Origin of the sequence: Pseudoalteromonas sp. SCSIO_11900 (assembly GCF_000576475.1) — a bacterium.
In the GTDB taxonomy this organism is placed as follows: domain Bacteria; phylum Pseudomonadota; class Gammaproteobacteria; order Enterobacterales; family Alteromonadaceae; genus Pseudoalteromonas; species Pseudoalteromonas tetraodonis.
This window is the reverse complement of the sequence record NZ_KK070023.1, coordinates 804,863-824,710: the sequence shown is the minus strand read 5'-3', so window position 1 is coordinate 824,710 and position 19,848 is coordinate 804,863. Positions and strand designations below refer to the sequence as shown.

The following is a 19,848-nucleotide window of genomic DNA, read 5'->3' as shown; positions in this document are numbered from 1 at the left end:
GGTGAGTTATGAATAACACAGAACAGCCCAATACAACCAAACAAACAGGGTTAATTGCTTATTTTGCTAACAACTCTGTTGCTGCCAATTTAATGATGTTTTTTATTATTGTAATGGGGCTTATAAGCTACTTTACCATTCAGCGACAAATGTTCCCTAATATAGAAGTTAACTATATTACTGTAAATGCAAACTACCCAGGGGCATCGCCACAAGAAATTGAAGAAAGTATCTTAATAAAAATTGAAGAATCGCTAAAAGATATAACTGAGATAAAAAAAGGGGTATATCGCGCTTTTCGTAATGGGGGTTCTGCCAGCCTTGAAATTAATACTGACGCAGAGCTTACCGACGTTCTCGATAAGGTAAAACTGCGAGTAGATGGTATCGCGACTTTCCCTGCAGGAATGGAGCCGGTTACCATTAGTCAAATAGAGTTTCGCCAAGATGTAATTGGTATGACGCTCGTTGCCGACCTACCGCTAAATGAGCTTAAGCCAATCGCAAATCAGGTTGAAGATGAACTCTTGCAGTTATCGAATGTCTCTTTGGTGGTAAACGATGTGCCACTGGATGAAATTGCCATAGAAATAGAGCCTGACACACTGCGCCAATATAATTTAACCTTATCGGATGTAGCGAACGCGGTACGTCGTTATTCGGCTAACTTTTCAGCCGGACAATTAAAAACTGATGCGGGTGTTATTTCGGTTCGAGTAGAAAATCAGTTTTATTCTGGTGAAGAGTTTAGGCAAATTCCGGTAAAAATTGGCGCCAATGGTGCCAAGGTGTTGCTACAAGATATTGCGATTATTAAAGATCAGTTCGTTGAAGGTGAGCGTTACTTTAAATTTAATGGCGAAAACGCAGTTTATTTATCGGTAAAAGCCACCGAAGATCAAAACATTATTCCGGTGGCCGATTCTGTTAAAGCCTACATGGACCAAAAAAATAAAGAGCTGCCATTGGGTGTGCGTTTAGAGCCATTAATGGACATGACATACTACCTCAATGCACGCTTAGATATGATGAAAGCTAACTTGTTTCAAGGGGCTATTTTAGTCGCTATTATGCTTTCATTATTTTTACGTTTTAAGCTCGCCCTGTGGGTAATGATTGGTTTACCAGTGTGCTTTTTAGGTGCGATGATGCTGATGCCGTTATTTGGTATCACAATTAATATTGTGTCTTTATTTGCCTTTATTATGGTGCTGGGGATTGTGGTGGACGATGCCATTGTCATAGGTGAAAGTGCCTACACCGAAATAGAAAAAAAAGGCGGCGGTGTTGTTAATGTGGTTAATGGCGCTAAACGAGTGGCAACCCCTGCCACCTTTGGTGTACTAACAACCATTGCGGTATTTGCGCCGTTTACGCTTTCAAGCGGCCCTGAAAGTTCCTTTTTTATAGGTATTTCAGTGGTGGTGATTTTATGTTTAATATTTAGCTTGATTGAATCTAAGCTGATATTACCGGCACACATTGCGCATACTCACTTTTCACCTATTAACCCTGACGGTTGGCGAGCACGCTTTAATAAGCGCTTTTTTGGCTTTGTGAATGGGCCGTATAGGCAGTTTATTGTTAATTGTATAAAGTGGCGTTGGACGGTGCTGTTTAGTTTTATTGCGCTACTAATTTTCACCTTTGCGTTAATATCGTCAAACCAGGTGAGAATGATCCCATCGCCTAAAGTGCCGCATGACTTCCCGCAAATTAATGTTGAAATGAATGATAATGTATCAGACATCCAAACCATTAATGCTATTCGTCAAATCGAAGCCATGGTGCTTGAAATAGATAAGCAAACCGAGCGCGAAGAAGGGCAAAAGATGATTCGCGATGTATTGGTATTTAACCAAGGTCGTACAGAGGCGCAGTTATTAGCGCCATTGGTTGATGAAGATTTACGCCCTTATAATGCCTTTGAGCTTTCGCGCCGCTGGCGTGAAGCGATGCCTAATATCGCGGGTGTTAAATCACTAACTATTCAGGATGATGTTGGCGGTGGAGGTGGCGGCGGTAACGGTGAGTTTGGTTACTTACTGTATGGCTCTGATATCGATACATTGAATGAAGCAGGGCGCCGCTTTATTGGGTTATTGCAGCAGCAAGAAGGCTTATTTGATATAAGCTCTACCATTGACCCTGCTAGCAAAGAAGTACAAATGAGCTTAAAACCAGTCGCCTTTGACTTAGGGTTAGATTTGGCCTCAATTGCAAATCAAGTAGGCGCGAGCTTTTATGGTGGCGAGGCGCAACGTGTTATTCGCCGCGGTGAAGAAGTACGGGTGATGGTACGTTACCCTAAGCTTACTCGCGAAGCGTTTTCATCGCTTAAACACGCGGTTATCACTACGCCACAAGGCAAAGATGTATTGCTAGGTGATGTAGTTGAGCTAACCGAAACCCCTGGTATTAGTTATATTCGTCGTGAAGGCGGTTATCGCACTGTTTATGTGTATGGCAATATTGATGAGGAAGTGATTGAGCCAGGCGAAGTGGTTAAGCAAGTAAAAGAAAATCTACTACCACAACTGTTGGACGAATACCCAAGTGTTAAGTCAGAACTAGGTGGCGCAATTGAAGAACAACAGGCGCAAGCTAATGAGCAATTGTTATTTTTTGCTGGCGGTATGATTTTAGTTTATATATTACTTGCCGTGCCGTTAAAAAGTTACTCACAACCTCTCATTGTAATGTCGGTTATTCCATTTAGTTTAACGGGGGCAATATGGGGTCATTTTTGGTTTGGTTTAGATATTAGTTTAATGTCGGGTTTTGGTTTAATTGCTGCTGCAGGGGTGGTTATTAACGACTCTTTGGTGATGACTGATTTTATTAATCAGGCGCGTCGAGCTGGTATCAGTATAAAAGATGCGGTTATTGAAGCAGGCTGTGCACGCTTTAGACCCATATTACTTACCTCAATTACGACCTTTGCAGGGGTATTGCCGATTATGTTTGAAACCAGTTTACAAGCCAAATTTGTAATACCTATGGCGGTAGCTCTGGGCTTTGCGGTTATGTTTGCAACACTGATCACCCTTATTTTGGTGCCGTGTTTATATATTATTTTAACCGACATAGGCGCGCTATTTAAGCGCCCGTTCGCAAGTAAAAAAGCGAGCGTAAGTTAACATCACCCAGATCATGTAGCTGAAAAAAGCCAACCTTTTATAAATCGGTTGGCTTTTTTATTTTTATGATAAACTGACCGCCATTGTTATTTTTTAAACGGTTTTTTTGTGTCTTCTTCTGATTATTCTTTAAGCTTATTGCCTAATTTTCCTATTGCTAAAAAGCAACCTCATGCGCTGACTACTCACGCAAAAACACGCAGTGATGATTATTATTGGATGCGCGATGATGAACGAAAAAGTGCCGAAATACTCGCGCATTTAGCACAAGAAAACGCTTATTGTGATGAGCAATTAGCCCCTATTAAGCCATTACAAAGTGCATTATTTGAGGAACTCAAAGGCCGTATTGTAAAAGATGATAACACTGTACCGGTAAAAGATGGCCAGTATTGGTATCACTCAGAGGTTCGCGGAGATGATGAATATGCGCGTCATTATCGCAGCAGCAGTATGGCAATGGCTGATAAAGAGCTACTACTTGATGTTAATGAACTTGCCAATGGCTATGAGTTTTATGAATTAGGGGAAGTGGCGCTGAGCCCCAACGAGCAATTAATGGCTTACTCTGAAGATACCGATGGCAGACGTATATACACAGTACGGTTTAAAGATTTAAGCAGCAATACAATGCTCGACGATGTACTTGAGATTACCGAGGGGCAAGTGGTTTGGGCGAACGACAATAAAACCGTATTTTATGTAAAAAAGGATTTAAAAACCTTATTAGGTTATCAAGTTTTTAGACATGAACTAGGGACTGAGCAACACCAAGATGTGCTGGTATACGAAGAGCAAGACAGCAGCTTTTTTATGGGGTTGGGTAAAAGTCGTGATGAAAGCTTCATTATTATTGATTTGGCGAGCACAGAAACTAACGACATGTGGGTGCTTGATGCCAATCAACCGCAAGGTGAGTTTACCGCTTTAATGCCGCGCGAAGAGGGGCATGAATTTGATATCGATAAGCTTGGTGATACTTTTTATATAGTGACTAACTGGCAGGCCAAAAACTTTAGATTAATGACCGCAACAAGCGACACCATTGCTGATAAAAACCAGTGGCAAACACATACCCCTCATCGTGAAACTGTATTATTAGAAGGCGTTGAACTATTTAACGACTTTTTAGTGCTTAGCGAGCGCGAACAAGGCCAAGCACGCTTTGTTGTGGTTAATAAAAACGCCGAGCGAATGAACCTTGAGTTTGATGATCCTTGTTACTACGCCGCTATTGCGATGAACCCAGAGCCAAGTGTAACCCATGCACGCATTTACTATTCAAGCTTAACAACGCCAGGCTCGCTTTATAATGTTGATTTAACCACCGGTGAAAAAACCTTACTTAAACAACAAAAAGTACTTGGTGATTTTAACGCAAATGACTACCAGTCAGAGCGACTCATGATAAGCGCTCGAGATGGAGTAAAAGTGCCGGTGTCGTTGGTATATCGTAAAGATAGCTTTAACAAAGATGGCTCAAATCCGTTGTTTCAATATGGTTATGGCGCGTATGGGATCACCATTGATCCTAGCTTTTCGAGTACGTCACTTAGCTTACTCGACCGTGGTTTTGTTTATGCGATTGCGCATGTGCGTGGTAGCGAAATGCTAGGGCGTTCATGGTACGAACATGGTAAAAAACAGCATAAACAAAATAGCTTTAATGACTTTATAGATGTAACCAAAGCGCTCACTGAGCAAGGATACGGCAACAAAAGTAAAGTATTTGCCTCGGGTGGCAGTGCTGGGGGGTTATTAATGGGAGCTGTGGTAAATCAAGCGCCTGAGCTTTACTGTGGAGTGGGCTGTCATGTGCCATTTTTAGATGTGCTCACCACCATGTTAGATGAAAGCATTCCGCTTACAACAAATGAGTATGATGAATGGGGTAACCCAAATGACCCCCATTTTTACGACATTATTGAAGCGTATTCACCGTACGACAATATTAGTGCGCAACACTACCCCAATATATTGGTGACAACCGGTTTGCACGACTCACAAGTACAGTATTGGGAACCAATGAAATGGGTGGCTAAAATGCGTGAATATAAAACCGATGATAATATTTTAGTGTTTAAAACCGACATGGATGCAGGGCATGGTGGGGCATCGGGTCGCTTTAAGAGTTTAGAAGAAAAAGCCCTAGAAATGGCCTTTTTTATCGCTTTGTCATAGCCCGTAAATGATTGTTACAAAAAAGCCTCAGTAATAACTGAGGCTTTTTATTTTTTTAAAATAACTTAATCTAGGTAGGCTTTTAACATCCACACTAGTTTTTCTTGCTCTTTAATGTAGTCACTCATTAGTGACGCGGTACCTTCATCATCCGCTTCAGCGGCTTGTGCAAGAATATCGCGCTGCATTTTAATTAAGCTGCTGTATCCGGCAAGTAAGTTCTCTACTGCGGTTACGCCATCGCTGATCCCTTTTGCTTCTTTAATTTCACTTACTTCTAAGTAATCTGAAAACGCATGTAGCGGTGCACCATCAAGCGTTAAAATACGTTCTGCGATTTCATCTACTTTTAATAGTAGTAAGTTATAAATTTCTTCAAACTTTAAATGTAATTCAAAAAAGTTTCGGCCTTTAATATTCCAGTGAAAACCGCGCGCATTCATATATTGAATTTGATAGCTGCTTAAAAGCGTATTCAGTGACTTAATAATATCTTCACTTTTTGTACTGTTTAAACCAATTGCATTTACTTGCGACATACCTTGCTCCTTAAAGAACCGTTTTATGAATTTGTTTACACCTTGTTCAATTCAGTCATTATTACCTAAGATGGTGTATTAATAAAATTGTTTATATATATTGGTGTCATAGCTAAAAGCTATCACCGTAGCTCGACTTTTTAAATAAGTTAGCTAGCGCTGTTTAATAGATATGGGTTGTGTTTATAAAAATACTACCTTGAGCAGTAAAATTAGTGCTTTATTAAGTATAAAACATGATCTAAAACAAGCTTTTGACAGGCGCAGCGCACACTTATTTTATTTATTGATTTAGGTCAAAAAATGCGCATAAGTAAAGCGCATAATCACTATAACCCAACTTGATAGAGAGCACTTTATTGAGTTAAGGGGCTACTTGATTATATGCGGAGAGAAATAATGGAAGCTAAAACACGTAAAGAGAATAAAGCTGAACTCATCGTTATTGGTATTGCTTTGGTCGCGTTTGTTATTGGATTAGTTGCGCACTTAGCGGGTGCGAGTTTTGCAAACTCTGATACCTTTGGTTATATCGCTGCACCCATGCCGCTGGTGTTGGGTATTATATTTTTGATCAGCTATAAAGTGGCCGCTGCAGCCGAGGACTAAATGTCCTCGTTCAAGCGTTCAAGAATATAATTAACGACTTGGCGAGAGTAAATCATACTGGTATGGCTTAAATGAAACACCTTGTGTTCAGCCATACCTTTAAGTTTGGTTTCATCCAGCAGTACGGTGCCATCAGAGCGGCTGCCTTTTACAATGAGTGGCATTAAGCCAATCGGTAAGTCGCCGGCAATGCTATATAGCTTGGCTTTAAAAGGCCAATCACCATTTTTAGAAAGTAAAAACTCAACACTATTTTTTAATAATAGCTCGAACCCTTTTTGCTGCATTTTTTCAGCAATATGGCTGCCAGTATGTGGCGTACCTAAGGTGATTACCTTTTCAACATGATGACTTGGCGCTGAGTTTGCCTCTAAATAGGCGCGAGCAACTAAGCCCCCCATAGAGTGACACACTAAAGCAGAAGGCTCATTGCTAATAAACTCATCTATTTGCGTAAAAATAGCATCTCGATTAGGGTCTCGAGTATTGTAGGTTAAGTTTAAAACTTTAACCCCCGACTCTTCCAAGCGTGAGCACAACGGGCGCATAACCAAGCCAGACATATACAAGCCATGTAAAACAATAACGCGTTTAACTTTCATACGCCCCCTATTACCAATTTTATTAAAAACATGATCATTCTAGCGTATTAAATAATCCGCTACCTACGTTAAAAATTATTTATATAGAACAGCTATATGTCACAATTTTCGCCTTGTTACCGACTTATTTACTTGTCGCTATAATAGATAACTAATTTAATGCAATTGGTATAACCTATTCTAATTACATTAATTGCTGAGGTTTTATCTCAATGTTAGTGGTGTCGGTATTAACCCATACTTCACCATCTTGAATGGTAATAGCCAATTTAATATTACGATCAACCAACGCAGCTAATAACTGAGTAGCAGCATAATCAAGGCTAAAAATGCTTAAGTTTTTAAACTCGTATAATTTAGGCTGATGCTTTTGCCACCAAATAGCTTGGTTATTCTCACCGTAAGTATAAAGCACTACTTTTTTAGATTTATTACAAGCTTTTTTAAGGCGCTTTTCATCAGGCAGCCCTAGCTCAATCCAAAGCTCTATTTCTTCACTGTAATTGACATGCCAAAGCTCCGGCTCATCATCAGCACATAAACCTTTAGTAAACTCTAATCCATCACAGCTATTAAGTGCAAAAGCGAGTAAGCGGATCATCAAGCGCTGCTCGGTTTCAGATGGGTGTTGTGCCAAGGTTAAATTAAAGTCTTGGTATACGTGACGGTCCATATCGCTTAGCGATAACTGCGCCTTCATGATGGTAGATTTGAGAGCCATAGTGTCTTATATGAAAAAATTTGCGTCAGTATAGCGCATTAATACCCAAACCACCTCAAGATACAGAACTCAGAGTTTAAGATGGTTTAGGTATATGACCGCAACAAGAACTGAATTTTTAATTTACGTAACCTTGTGCAATATCGTCTAGCATTATCATTAATGAGCTATAGCTAGCACCCGTTATATACCACGCTTCGGAGTCAACAATACGAACGCGGTTATTTTTCCATGCATTGGTCTTCTTGAGTAAGGGGTTATTTAAATCGTTTAAATTAACAGCGGCCTTATTTTCCATCACTGCTGTACGGTCAATAACGTAAATGATATCAGGGTTATATTTATACATAAATTCATGGGATATAGGTTGGCCATGCGCACTTGTTGCCGTTTCTTGACTTGCGGGTTTAACACCTAGCCCATTATAAATAAAGCCATATCGAGATTGCACCCCAAAATAGCGTAACGTACCGTTATTATGTAATACAATCATCGCCGACTCTGGGCGATCAGTTATTAATTGCTTAGTACCTTTTAACTTTGCGTTTAAAGTTGCCACCTTTTCTTGCGCTAATTCTTGCTTGTTAAAAATACGTCCTAAGTTGAGCATATAAGTATTTATTTTTTCAACATGGTCAGCGCCACTATTTTGATAATTAATATCGAAATAATAGGTTGGCGCAAGTTCACTCAGTGCTTTGTAATGAGAGGCTTGCAGCGATGAAATGAGAATTAAATCAGGGTTTAAAGAATAAACGCGTTCTAAGTTTGGTTGTATAATTGCCCCGAGATCTCGAACGTTTGGATTGTTCTTATATGATGGTAAAAAATGTGGAATAAAGTCTTTTGGAATTCCTATTACGGGTATGTTTAATTGGTTGAGAGTATCTACAGCATTCATATCTAATGCTATAACCCTTTTAGGCGTGCTTTGTATTATTGTTTCCCCCAATGAATGATTTAAAGTCATGGCTTCAGCTGAAGGTCTCTCTTTAGCCATGTTTGCACCCGTATTGGGTTCGCAGCCAGTAAGTAAGAATAAGATGATAAATATACTTGTTGGTAAAGCGTTATTCATTTTATGCGATTCCTGTCGAGTGAAAATAGTTACAAATTGGGCCGTGAGAGCTGGGAATGATCTCAATGTTAAATTCATATAAATCTTGAAGGTTTTGTTGGGTAACGACTTGCTCTACAGTGCCACTACTGTGTACCGAACCTTTTTTTAATGCGACAAGGTGATCTGAGTAATTAGCGGCAAAGTTAATATCATGTACAACTAAAATAATAGTGCGCTTTTGCTCATCACAAAGGCGCCTTAACGCATTCATTATGTGGGATGCATGCTTCATATCTAAATTGTTTAAAGGTTCGTCGAGTAACAAGTAGGGGGTTTGTTGCGCAATTGTCATAGCAAGGAAGCATAACTGTCTTTGTCCTCCACTAAGCTCATCAATAAAAGTGTTTTCTAATTGCGAAATTGATAAAAATGCTAACGCGTGATCAATTGCCTCATTATCCAATGTTGTTAATTTCCCTCGGTTATGAGGAAATCGACCAAATGCAACGAGTTCGCGTACTGTGATCCGTAAATCAATATTCGTGGTTTGTCTTAATGTTGCTATCTTTAATGCGAGTTCTTTAGTGGGGATTTCACTGATAGGTCTATGATTCAATGTGATGCACTTTTTATCACCCCCTAACAGGCGGCCAATAGACATAAGTAAAGTGCTCTTTCCTGCGCCATTTGGCCCGATTAAAGATGTTAATTTTTGCTCAGGAAAACATGCATTAATATCTTTAAGTACGCGCGTATTTTGATATGAATACGACAAGTTTGTAACAGTTATCATAGATGATTCCTTGGGCGTATAATCAAAACTAAAAAGTAAGCAGCACAAAATAAATTAACCAAAATACCTGCCGTTAAGCGGTAATTAAATACATGTTCCACTAAAACCTGCGCAATTAAGAACGCGGTTATTGCAATTATGCTAGCGACTTTTAATATGCACCAATGGCGAGTTACTTTAACGAGTGAATAGGCTAAGTTGGCAACAAAAATCCCCATAAAGGCTGTGGGGCCTAATAAGCTTGTAGAAACAGCAACTAATATAGCAATCAGCGCTAAATTTAATTTAATAAAATGATGGGTATTGATGCCAAGAGATTGAGCCTGGTCTTGGCCAAGTAAAAGAATATCAAACCGGCGATGTTGCTTTTGCAAGCATAATACAACTGTCGCTGTAATAACAAAGGCCACAATAAGTTGTAGTAACTCAACGCGATTGAAAGACGTTAGACTAAAGCCTTGGAAAATAGCGAATTCACCAGGACTAATACTATAGTGAATAAGTTGTGTAATACTGCTGATAACTAAGGTAATTATAAGGCCTGAAAGTAGCAGGAAGTAGACATTCTTTTGACCATTTTTAAAAAGCAATTGTTGTAGTGCAAATGAGTAAATTAGCATTACAACTATACTTAAAAAGAAGTTGCTATAAGCGCCAATCACAATTTGACTTGCAGTACCAAATATCAAAATTAGCGTTGCTTGAAAGCACAGATAGATGGCTTCGTAACCCATAATTGCTGGCGTAATAATACGATTACCACAAATTGTTTGAAAGCAAATAGCGCTAAATGCGACGCATACACCACCGATGATGATTGCACCTAAGCGTATAAGTCTATTTGAAATAATATACTGAAAGTTAAAGTCGGACTGCCAAAAAAGAAAAAAACCAATAAGTAGCGTAAAACTTAAATAAAAGCCAAATAGGATGAGTTTTTTCATTTTTTTTGCCGCCATAAAATGAGCAAAAATAAAAAACCGCCTAGGCAACCAGCAGTTAAACCGATAGGAATTTCAAATGGGTAGATTAAAGAACGGCTGAAAATATCGCATATAATTAAGAATGTTGACCCACATAATGCATTAATAGGTAATGTCTTTTTTATATTGTCGCCAAAATACATTGCGACCAAGTTGGGGATCACAAGCCCTATAAATGGTAAACTGCCTACAGTAATCATAATTGCGGCGACACATAACGATATAATCACTAAAGCCACAGCCACTATAGAGAAATAGTTTAACCCTAAACTTATCGCTACGCTTTCCCCCATACCAATAATAATAAAGCGTTGTGCAAAAAAGTAAGTCAGTACCACGATGGGAAGAATAAAAAATAAAGTTTCATAGTTCCCTTGCACTATCTTCGAGAAATCACCCAATAACCACGCCTGCATATTTTGCATTAGGTTATTTTGATAGGCGTAAAAATTGGCTATGGCACTTAATACACTGGCATACATTAAGCCAATGATTGGGATCAATACACTGCTTTTTAGCTTGATACGACGTAGCAACAAGACAAACAAACCGCAGCAAAATAAACAAAAAATAAAGGCTGCTAAAGACTTTCCTAGCGCTCCAGTATTAGGAAAATGGATCGCGGCAATAAGCATTCCGAGTTTTGCAGCATCTAGACCACCTGTTGTTGCAGGTTCGGCAAATCGGTTTTGCACAACTTGTTGTAAGATTACCCCACATATTGCTAACCCCGCTCCAGCAAGGACAAGTGCAACTAAACGAGGAACTCGACTAGTTGTTAGGGTAAACCACGCTTCTTCAGAACCTTGGAAAAGAGCTGTAATAGGTAGCTTTGAAACCCCTAAAAATAATGAACATAAAGCGATTAATAGTGTACTTATAATAATTAATAATGATGATTTCAGTGGCATAATTTAATTGTTTGATGCGCTATTTGTTATGACGGGGAAAGCCTGAGCGCTATTGCATCTAATACAAGATCGCGCTTACGCTCCCACCACAGTCGTTGGCCTGCTTGCATAATGGCAACCATGGCATTAATTTGTTCCGCATGATGATGATCTTTGGCTTGTTCTTGCCATAGCTTAATTAATCGTTCACTGCGTGGCTTCCCTTTACTGTCTGGCTTGTTATTTGACCACCAGCCTAAAAAACAGTCGCAAACCATATCAACGAGCATATCAACTGCGATTACAGCATCATCAAGAGCAAACCCTTTTTGTTGTAACCTAGCAACTGACTCAGCAAAGCCATGGATACCTTCTATTGGTGTTACTAAAGCTTGCTGTACAGCTTCGGCTAAGCCTGGGTTTTGTGTATAAAGTTGCCAAAGAGCATCCGTTAAAATTATTAGCTCTTCGCGCCAAGTTGCATCTTCTTGAGCCTCCCAGTTTAGCTCTTGAACAGCAATCTCCGTGGCTAAGCTCACCACATCTTTGCGGCTTTTGACATGATGATAAAGTGAAGAGCGATCCACTTGTAATGCTTTAGCTATGTTCACTAAAGTGGCATCTTGTATACCTATATCGAGGGCCACTCGAGCAATGCTTTCGCGACTAATTCGGCTTGGTCTACCGCGCTGTCGCGTATTGTTGTTAACTCGTTTTTCTGTCATGTGCCAGAGCTCCTATATTTAAAAAATACATCTTAACCATTACCGCTGTTTGGTAAAATGTTTTTCATTTAATACAGCAACATTACGCGATAATGCTTTTAGTTAGAGTGAGAGCCTAATACCAGCGCCAAGCTCCCTTGGCTCTAGTAAATAGGCGGCTTCACCATTTGTACTTCTATCAAAATTCTTTCTAAGTGGAGCATGCTTGTCTAATGCATTTTTTACATAAATAAACCCAGATAGATTCTCATTAAATTGATATGCAGTGTTGAAGTTCACTACAGTGTAAGAGTTGACGCGTAGTTCAGGGTCATTGGTGTCAGATGAATAATATGAATCGGTATAACGCATATTGATATCCAGCGACCACGCTTCTGTGACTTTATATTCAGTACCTAAATTAAACATATAGCCAGGAGCCTTACTAAATTCATTACCGACAAATGACTCCCCTCTATAATCGTTAAACTCACTAATATCAGTCTCTAATAAACCTAAACCGCCATACAATGAGAGTTGCTCATTGGCAGAATAAGCCGCGTTTAACTCTACTCCGCAACTTGTCGCTTCATCGGCGTTGACAATTATCGAACCAAATGCACGACCATCTAAGTAGTCAGTCACGGCGCGTTGTGAGTCTTTAAATTGGGTATAAAATACGTTGGCATCTATGGTAAAACGTTGTTCAAGAAATGACATACGAGTAAATAGCTCGTAATTCCAAGCATACTCTTCATCAAAGGTATAATATTCGCCACCACGAAAGTTAATCCCCGTGCCGCCTGGTATGTATCCTTTATTTATTAATGCGCCAATATTTATTTCATCACTTACTTTATAAGCCAAAGACAATTTAGGCAGCAAAACATTAAATGTTTCTTTATATTCATGTCGTTCAGGCACATAGCTCGCTAGACCGTCATGACTAATCGTATCTTCTTGATAGCGTAGCCCGCCAGTGAGTTCCCACTGGTTGGCGAATTGCCAAATTAACTCCCCAAATGCGGCGATACTTTGGTGTTCAAGGTCGGCATCTGCATTACCTAAAACATTATTAAACGTATTTTTAGTTTTATCTTGCCAATAAAATAGCCCTGTGACTCCTTGAAAATCTTTGTTTTTATCATCAAATGTTAAACGTAACTCGTTCGAAACGTTTTTATTTGTGCGCTCAGCATCACCTGAAAAAGGTTCGGCAAATAAGTAATCGAAATCACCCTCTGAATATTGCAGTTGATTAACCAATGAGATGCCTTCATCAAAAAAATATTCAATATCCCAAATGCCTGCATGGTTACTACTTGTTTGGTTATCTTGAAAAATAGAGGCGTTTTCAAGATTGTCATAGGGTTCAGTAACTACTTCACTTCTAGGTCTGTGGGTTTCGTTATAAGCGTAGGTGATCTTACTGGTTAAACCGTCAATATTGCTTGGTTGCCATAAAAGCTTTGCGCGCAAATCTTTGTTCTGCCAGTCGAGATCGAAGTCATGTGCAGTAAAATTTGGGTTAGTGTAGGTCACAAATGTATCTCTAGCGCTGTAATCTATGGCGATACGGGCAGCAAAATCTTCACTTAAAGGCCCTGATACTAAAGCGGAAATTCTATGTTTATTACGACTCCCAAGCAAAGCTTGCGCTGCAATTTCAGGTGTAAAAGTAGGCTCATTAGTACGAATTACCACAGCACCAGCAATGCTGTTTGCACCTTGGTTTGTTGTTTGTGGGCCTCTAAATACTTCAACCGAAGCTGCATCCCATAAGCCTGCAGCCCCTAAGTCGAGCTCACTGGCTGTTAAGTATCGGCCATCTACGCTGATAGTTGCACTCGGAATAGGCTTTGAAAGGTAGGCGTTGCCTGCACTAACAGGGCCTTTTGTATCGTTGCCTCGAATAATAGGTGCATCGGTATTACCAGCATAAATAACGTTTGCAGTACCAGGCAGGATTTCAGCAATTGTCGTAAGGTCAGCATTTTTTTTAAGTTCTTCAGCTGTAATGATTTGTACCGAACTTGTGGTTTCTTGCATTGTTCTGGCTAATTTTTGGCCATAGATAATAACGTGCTGAATATCTTCTTTTTTCTCTTCATTCTCATCTGCGTATACGTTTGTAATAGCAGCGCAAGAGTAAGTTAATACAAACAATCTTAGCAGTGAAACAGAAAACTTTTTTTGTATTAAAGATGACACAAATTAATCCTTTAAGAGGTAGGTTGATAATAATTATTATTTAGATTACTCTTTGCTGAACTGATTATCAACACTGTGTTGATAATTAATTTTATCATTTAACTTTATCGTTTGGGTTGTTTATGTTGTTAGGATTTGCAAAGTACAAAAGGTTGCAGCGCACGGTAAAGCCCATTTCAACTGAGTTGCTTATAGGCACTTTATTCTCGGTATGTAGTGGTATAGCAGGGGTTTTTGCACTTTTATCTGTGGTTAAGCTACTTTTAGGGGATGCTGATAAATGGTTATTGATAGCATGTATAAGTTGGTTGCTTGCAGCTACTTTTGCAGGAATAAGTGCATGGCTTAGCCATAATGCAGAAGCTAAGTTCTCCGCCCAATTGCGCATTGATATCGCTCGCCAACTTAGCTTTTTACCAGTTTATAGCTTGGTAAAATACCGCAGTGATAAGTTAAAGAAATTAATTAATGACGATGTAGCTAATTTGCATTACATGATAGCTCACCTACCATCTGAATTGACTGTATTGTTCATCATACCGGTTATTACATTAGGGGTATTGCTCTATACCACGCATATAAGTGCGCTTGTTGCTCTTATTCCGGGCGGGTTAGCAATACTTTGTTATCTCTTTATTATTCCGAGATTAGCAAAAAAGCAGGTTCAAGAGAGCACTAATGTGATGGCTCAAATAACAGGCAGTGTGACTGAGTACAGCAAAGGAGTATTAGTTTGTCGAACAACTCCAGCGGCGGCTGGCCCACTTGCTCGCTTAAAAAGCGCAACAACAAGTTTTACTCACGGTATGAAAAATCGAGTTAAACGAGTAGCAACCATCGTGGCGCTAGCAACGGCAATGTTGCAAGCGGTCGCGACATATACATTGGTTTACTGGATTGGCAGTCAATGGGAAATTGATTCGCTTGCGCCGTTAATGCTTTTTAGTTTAGTGATTGTAGCGCCAGCACTTAAATTAGGTCACGGGCTTGATTACATTTATAAAGGCAAAATGGCGGCGAAAGATATTGAGGAGTTTTTAAATATACCCACGCTGGTGTTTGGTGAAAAAGAGTGTGAGCCTATTGAATCTAACAAGCTTGTTATTAGTGATCTGAGCTTACAAATTAATAATGAATTACGCCAGCAAAGTATTAACTTATCGGCTCAATCAGGTTCACTATTTGTTATTTCTGGACAAAGCGGTGTTGGCAAATCAAGCTTACTGCGTGCAATAGCTGGCTTTGAACCGGCCTATTCGGGGAGGATTTATATTAATTCTGAAAATATAAAACATCTTACCGAACACTCATTAAATAAATTGGTTATGTTGTTGCCACAAGGATTGAGTGTATTAGATGCAACGGTACAAGATAATTTAGCTCTAACAGGTGGCAGGGCTGCTGCAAATAAATACCTGAGTGCGCTACAGAGCGCCCAACTTAATGTCGATTTATCTCAGCAGGCGAGCGCACTCTCCGGTGGTGAAAAACAACGCTTAAATTTAGCTCGTGCTTTTTTAAGCGAAGCAGCAATTTTGCTACTTGATGAGCCTACTAGCGCGTTAGATGACGAAACATCCATGCTAATTATCCAAGCATTGCAGCAACACGCATTAAAATACAATAAAATCATAATCATAGTGAGTCATGACCCCGAAATTAGCTTATTAGCTGATGATGAGCTTATCTTAAAAAGTAATCAAGGTGTAGGTTAAGAATATGCGTAAACCATCAATATTAACTAAGTCTGCATTTAAAGTGTTGCTGCCCGTGACAATCGGTTGGGGGGCTGTGGCTGTTTTAGAATCTCTGAGTTACATAGCAATTGCCTTGGCTATTTTAGGTGTGTGGCCTACATACACAGTTTTATTACTGGGCTGTGTGACCATTATAATGACTATTTTAGTCTCTCGTTCAGGCTTTAATGTAGCGGTAAGCTTAATTGATGCGCTTTATAGTGAAATAATAAACTGCATGGCTCATATTAAAGTGCGTTGGTTTAAGGCGCAAAACCAAACCAAGTTAATCACTTTAATGGGTCAACATATTCCTAGTTTTATGGCGATACCTGCCCATCAGCTACAACAGTTTATCCATGCACCATTAATTCCAATAGTGATCACTATAGGTATGACTTGGGTTGCTGGATACCAGGTTGCTTTAATCTTGGCTGGATTATTAATGATTGCTTTGTACATACAGTTAATTTCTCAGCGGGCACTTTTAAAATCAGATCAACAGCGTAGTGGGTTAGAACAAAAATCTAAGCATGCGGGGCAAGAGTTTGTTGATCATATTGAACTGCTACGCAGTGCAACGGGTTGCATCAATGCAAGTAAGCGAGCTGAAGAAGCTTGGCTTGCACAAAGTAAAGCATTAGCTTGCACCAATAAGGCTGCGGCAAAATCGACATTTTATGCCGTTGTAGCAGGTGCTTTACCATGCCTAGGGGTGCTGGTTTATATGTTGGCAGCAGGCGTTTACTCAGGGGAGTATGTTTTTGTAGTCATGTTACTGGCATTACGTGCAACCTTTCCAATGGAGGCGCTTGCTTTAGCCGCTTTAAGTGTAAATGAGCATACCTCAGCAATAAAAAGTTACTTTAATGTGCTAGAAGCTCCCCAATTGCAAGAGCCAATAAATAAGCAGCCTAAACAACTCCATAATTACAATATGAGAATTGACAAACTAACTTATCAACCTGCATTTAGTTGTTTTTCAGCGGAAATTGAATCAGGTACTAGGGTATTGATCCGCGGAGAGAGTGGTGTAGGTAAAAGCACCTTACTCCATCTTTTAATGGGCTTTGATGTACCTCAAAGTGGTAGTGTTCAAATCGGTAGCACATCATTATCATCAATCACCAGCACTCAGCGTGAAACATTGTTTGCTTATGTGCCACAGTCGCCAGTTATATTTAATGGCACTATTGCGAGCAATATCCGTATGAGTAACCCAACTGCAAGCGATGAAGAAGTAGAAAATATAGCTCAAAAAATGATGTTAACAAACGTAATATCTCAGTCTCCACTGGGTATTAATCAGCCTGTGGTCGATGGTGGCGGGCAGTTATCAGGAGGTGAGAAACAACGAATAGGCCTAGCACAAGCAATATTAAAAAAAGCGCCTATTCTTATCTTAGACGAAGCAACTGCAGCGTTAGACACCGAAACAGAAGCTATTATTGCCAAGGAACTAATGCAATTAGACTGCACAATCATTGTTGTTTCTCATCGTAACCCAGCGATATGGCAAGCGCACAAAACCATAACGCTGGCTAATTGAAAGTTTAAATTAATGGGCGTGTTATCTATTTGTTATGTAACGTGTCCAATATACTTTTCACAGTCATTCAGGCTGCTTATCGCAAAAAAGTTCTGAGCGATTCATAGATTAATTACTCCTCTACACCTTGAGAAGCTCAGAGGCTGGCACATTGATTTTGACTTGTTTCAAAATAGCGAGGAACTGGCTGTCTATAAAATGTGTTTTTCATAATCTTCTCTTGTGTTTGGTTTTTATTATTTTTAGAGGGGTCGCCAAGCCTAATTGGTGTTAATGGGATTTTGATTCATTTTTTTGAGTGCGGTTCTTGAGCCATGGAGGCATGAGTTGTTCATTCCTTAGATGATGTTATGGATAAAGTTGCAAAATATTCGACAGGCTTTGGTCTCTTGCAGATCTTAATACAAAGTTCGGTTACGCCATGAAAAAGACAGGGGCAAAGTAAGCGCAGGAGCATGTGATGGAATTTCGAACTTTCGATGTTTTCTGGACGAGGCTGAAGCTCTCCAGATTGCTCACACTGTAGAGAATATACATTATTAAAAAATAGGAAAATACTTGGGTGCTCGGTTATTTTGTGCGCTCAGAGATTGGCCTTAAGAAAACTTGAAGTGAACTCTTTTTAGTTTTAGAAGCACTATAGCTTGCTTCTGTAGTAAACTATGTACTATTAGTTGAGGTGATAAATCGAAATTATTCACCCAGTACCCCACACAGTGCCCCATGGCGTTATGGGTTGAATTAAAAGGTTTGAAAATCAAATGAGTAGAACAGGAATACAGTGGTTCCCTGGGCACATGAATAAAGCCCGAAATGAAATTAAAGAAATAATGCCACAAATGGATGTGATCATTGAAGTGCTAGATGCGCGCATTCCTTACAGTAGCGAAAACCCGATGGTGGCTACCCTGCGTGAAGGTAAGCCGGTCATCAAAATTCTCAATAAAGCCGATTTAGCTGATCCTAAAATGACGCAAATCTGGAAAGACTATTTTGAGCAAGAAAATGGCGTAAAAGCCATTGCGTTTGGTAACGATAAAGCCGCAGAAGTGCATCGAATTAATGAACTGTGTAAAAAGTTAGTGCCGCATAAAGTCGGTGCCGATAAGCAAATTAAAGCCATGATTATGGGGATTCCTAACGTAGGTAAATCGACGCTCATAAATGTGCTTGCTGGGCGTATAGTGGCTAAAACCGGTAACGAGCCTGCAGTTACTAAGGCGCAGCAACGTATTAAACTTGATGATGGCATTATGCTTTACGATACGCCAGGGATGCTGTGGCCAAAAGTAGAGAACGAAAACTCAGGTTATCGTTTAGGCGCAACCGGTGCGATACGTGATACCGCTATTGAGTACGAAGAAGTGGCAAGTTACACCGCCGAGTATTTATTGCATGCTTATCCTGAGCTTTTAAAAGCGCGCTATAAATTAGATGAACTGCCAGAAAGCGATTGGGAGTTTGTTGAAATGGCGGGTAAAAAGCGCGGCTGTATTCGCGGTGGTAACCAAATCGATACGTATAAAATGTCGGAAATTCTAATTAATGAATTACGAGATGGCATTATCGGTCGTATTACCATGGAAACACCTACCATGCGTGAAGAAGAAGAGATAATGGTAGCTGGATTGCGCGCGGCAGCAGAGGCGAAAAAGCAAGCCAAAGAAGAAGAGAAAAAACAACGCCGAGCACGTGCACGAAAAAACCGCCGTTAATTTATAAAAGCTTAGGTTAAGGCCTTACGCGTTAAATTACAGACATAAAAAAAGCCCGTAAGGGCTTTTTTAGTTTCATATCTACCGTCACCGATATGAGCAATGTAGCAAGTAAATGAGTAGGGCGGAAACAGGTCATAAACAGCAAGGGGCGTTGTGGTTTATAACAGGTTTCCATAGCTGTTAGCGTGCGCCACACGTTTGTTTCAGGGTCGAGAAACAAATGAATTTTTCAGTCACAAGAAGCAATGCACTCCCTCTTGTTGATAGTGATTATCAGTTAGATTTGAGTGGTAGTCAACACCTTAATGAAAATGATTCTCATTAACTTTGGGGGTTTTATATTAAATTATAGGCATAAAAAAAGCCCGTAAGGGCTTTTTAGTTTCATATCTACCGTCACCGATATGAGCAA

The 19,848-nt window shown here is 39.7% G+C and carries 15 protein-coding genes; 6 read left to right on the top strand and 9 right to left on the bottom strand.

All coding sequences use genetic code 11. The annotated features are described in order from the left end of the window. Positions 1 to 8 precede the first annotated feature (8 nt). Together BG00_RS03840 and BG00_RS03835 are read left to right on the top strand one after the other, a co-directional pair. Positions 9 to 3,140 carry an efflux RND transporter permease subunit gene (locus BG00_RS03840; RefSeq protein WP_036980653.1) on the top strand — a complete coding sequence of 1,044 codons (3,132 nt, stop codon included), beginning with the start codon at positions 9 to 11 and terminating at the stop codon, positions 3,138 to 3,140. Positions 3,141 to 3,248: 108 nt separating this feature from the next. Next, positions 3,249 to 5,321, top strand: coding sequence for a S9 family peptidase (locus BG00_RS03835; RefSeq protein ID WP_036980652.1), 2,073 nt, complete (start codon positions 3,249 to 3,251; stop codon positions 5,319 to 5,321). 65 nt (positions 5,322 to 5,386) lie between these two features. Here the strand turns inward: BG00_RS03835 and BG00_RS03830 are convergent, their stop codons facing one another. After that, positions 5,387 to 5,860 carry a Dps family protein gene (locus tag BG00_RS03830; protein ID WP_008112861.1) on the bottom strand — a complete coding sequence of 158 codons (474 nt, stop codon included), beginning with the start codon at positions 5,858 to 5,860 and terminating at the stop codon, positions 5,387 to 5,389. A gap of 399 nt (positions 5,861 to 6,259) precedes the next feature. Here BG00_RS03830 and BG00_RS03825 point away from each other — a divergent pair, with 399 nt between their 5' ends. Continuing rightward, positions 6,260 to 6,469: a hypothetical protein gene (locus tag BG00_RS03825; RefSeq protein ID WP_036980649.1), complete on the top strand. Its 210-nt coding sequence runs from the start codon at positions 6,260 to 6,262 to the stop codon at positions 6,467 to 6,469. Here the strand turns inward: BG00_RS03825 and BG00_RS03820 are convergent. The 8 genes from BG00_RS03820 to BG00_RS03785 form a co-directional block, all read right to left on the bottom strand. Beyond that, positions 6,466 to 7,071: a PGAP1-like alpha/beta domain-containing protein gene (locus BG00_RS03820; RefSeq protein WP_010392243.1), complete on the bottom strand. Its 606-nt coding sequence runs from the start codon at positions 7,069 to 7,071 to the stop codon at positions 6,466 to 6,468. The genes BG00_RS03825 and BG00_RS03820 overlap by 4 nt on opposite strands. A 184-nt stretch (positions 7,072 to 7,255) precedes the next feature. Then, on the bottom strand, positions 7,256 to 7,792 hold the full coding sequence (locus BG00_RS03815) for a YaeQ family protein (protein ID WP_036980646.1): 537 nt from the start codon (positions 7,790 to 7,792) through the stop codon (positions 7,256 to 7,258). A gap of 118 nt (positions 7,793 to 7,910) precedes the next feature. Beyond that, positions 7,911 to 8,870 (bottom strand): siderophore ABC transporter substrate-binding protein, encoded by a 960-nt coding sequence (locus tag BG00_RS03810; RefSeq protein ID WP_036980644.1) that lies wholly within the window; start codon positions 8,868 to 8,870, stop codon positions 7,911 to 7,913. Position 8,871: 1 nt separating this feature from the next. Further along, a complete protein-coding gene (locus BG00_RS03805; protein ID WP_036980643.1) occupies positions 8,872 to 9,645 on the bottom strand; it encodes an iron ABC transporter ATP-binding protein in 774 nt (257 codons plus the stop codon). Next, positions 9,642 to 10,589: an iron chelate uptake ABC transporter family permease subunit gene (locus tag BG00_RS03800; RefSeq protein ID WP_036983342.1), complete on the bottom strand. Its 948-nt coding sequence runs from the start codon at positions 10,587 to 10,589 to the stop codon at positions 9,642 to 9,644. Before BG00_RS03800 ends, BG00_RS03805 begins: the two co-directional genes overlap by 4 nt. After that, on the bottom strand, positions 10,586 to 11,539 hold the full coding sequence (locus BG00_RS03795) for an ABC transporter permease (RefSeq protein ID WP_036980641.1): 954 nt from the start codon (positions 11,537 to 11,539) through the stop codon (positions 10,586 to 10,588). Before BG00_RS03795 ends, BG00_RS03800 begins: the two co-directional genes overlap by 4 nt. A gap of 26 nt (positions 11,540 to 11,565) precedes the next feature. Further along, entirely contained in the window at positions 11,566 to 12,243 is a 678-nt protein-coding gene (locus BG00_RS03790) for a TetR/AcrR family transcriptional regulator (RefSeq protein WP_036980639.1), read from the bottom strand. 102 nt (positions 12,244 to 12,345) lie between these two features. After that, the gene (locus tag BG00_RS03785) at positions 12,346 to 14,433 is read right to left on the bottom strand and encodes a TonB-dependent receptor (protein WP_036980637.1); all 2,088 of its coding nucleotides are present in this window, start codon (positions 14,431 to 14,433) and stop codon (positions 12,346 to 12,348) included. Positions 14,434 to 14,555: 122 nt separating this feature from the next. Here BG00_RS03785 and BG00_RS03780 point away from each other — a divergent pair, with 122 nt between their 5' ends. The 3 genes from BG00_RS03780 (at position 14,556) to ylqF (ending at position 19,433) form a co-directional block, all read left to right on the top strand. Continuing rightward, the gene (locus BG00_RS03780; RefSeq protein ID WP_036980635.1) at positions 14,556 to 16,148 is read left to right on the top strand and encodes an ATP-binding cassette domain-containing protein; all 1,593 of its coding nucleotides are present in this window, start codon (positions 14,556 to 14,558) and stop codon (positions 16,146 to 16,148) included. Between the two features lie 4 nt (positions 16,149 to 16,152). Then, positions 16,153 to 17,718, top strand: coding sequence for an ATP-binding cassette domain-containing protein (locus tag BG00_RS03775; RefSeq protein WP_036980634.1), 1,566 nt, complete (start codon positions 16,153 to 16,155; stop codon positions 17,716 to 17,718). A 761-nt stretch (positions 17,719 to 18,479) separates the two neighbouring features. Continuing rightward, on the top strand, positions 18,480 to 19,433 hold the full coding sequence (ylqF, locus tag BG00_RS03770) for a ribosome biogenesis GTPase YlqF (RefSeq protein ID WP_036980631.1): 954 nt from the start codon (positions 18,480 to 18,482) through the stop codon (positions 19,431 to 19,433). The last annotated feature ends 415 nt before the right edge of the window (positions 19,434 to 19,848 follow it).

Coding starts and splice junctions, on each gene's coding strand:
- BG00_RS03790 (WP_036980639.1), bottom strand. CDS start 12,243: ATGACAGAAAAACGAGTTAACAACAATACGCGACAGCGCGGTAGACCA.
- BG00_RS03815 (WP_036980646.1), bottom strand. CDS start 7,792: ATGGCTCTCAAATCTACCATCATGAAGGCGCAGTTATCGCTAAGCGAT.
- ylqF (WP_036980631.1), top strand. CDS start 18,480: ATGAGTAGAACAGGAATACAGTGGTTCCCTGGGCACATGAATAAAGCC.
- BG00_RS03800 (WP_036983342.1), bottom strand. CDS start 10,589: ATGAAAAAACTCATCCTATTTGGCTTTTATTTAAGTTTTACGCTACTT.
- BG00_RS03820 (WP_010392243.1), bottom strand. CDS start 7,071: ATGAAAGTTAAACGCGTTATTGTTTTACATGGCTTGTATATGTCTGGC.
- BG00_RS03780 (WP_036980635.1), top strand. CDS start 14,556: ATGTTGTTAGGATTTGCAAAGTACAAAAGGTTGCAGCGCACGGTAAAG.
- BG00_RS03810 (WP_036980644.1), bottom strand. CDS start 8,870: ATGAATAACGCTTTACCAACAAGTATATTTATCATCTTATTCTTACTT.
- BG00_RS03805 (WP_036980643.1), bottom strand. CDS start 9,645: ATGATAACTGTTACAAACTTGTCGTATTCATATCAAAATACGCGCGTA.
- BG00_RS03825 (WP_036980649.1), top strand. CDS start 6,260: ATGGAAGCTAAAACACGTAAAGAGAATAAAGCTGAACTCATCGTTATT.
- BG00_RS03830 (WP_008112861.1), bottom strand. CDS start 5,860: ATGTCGCAAGTAAATGCAATTGGTTTAAACAGTACAAAAAGTGAAGAT.
- BG00_RS03775 (WP_036980634.1), top strand. CDS start 16,153: ATGCGTAAACCATCAATATTAACTAAGTCTGCATTTAAAGTGTTGCTG.
- BG00_RS03795 (WP_036980641.1), bottom strand. CDS start 11,539: ATGCCACTGAAATCATCATTATTAATTATTATAAGTACACTATTAATC.
- BG00_RS03840 (WP_036980653.1), top strand. CDS start 9: ATGAATAACACAGAACAGCCCAATACAACCAAACAAACAGGGTTAATT.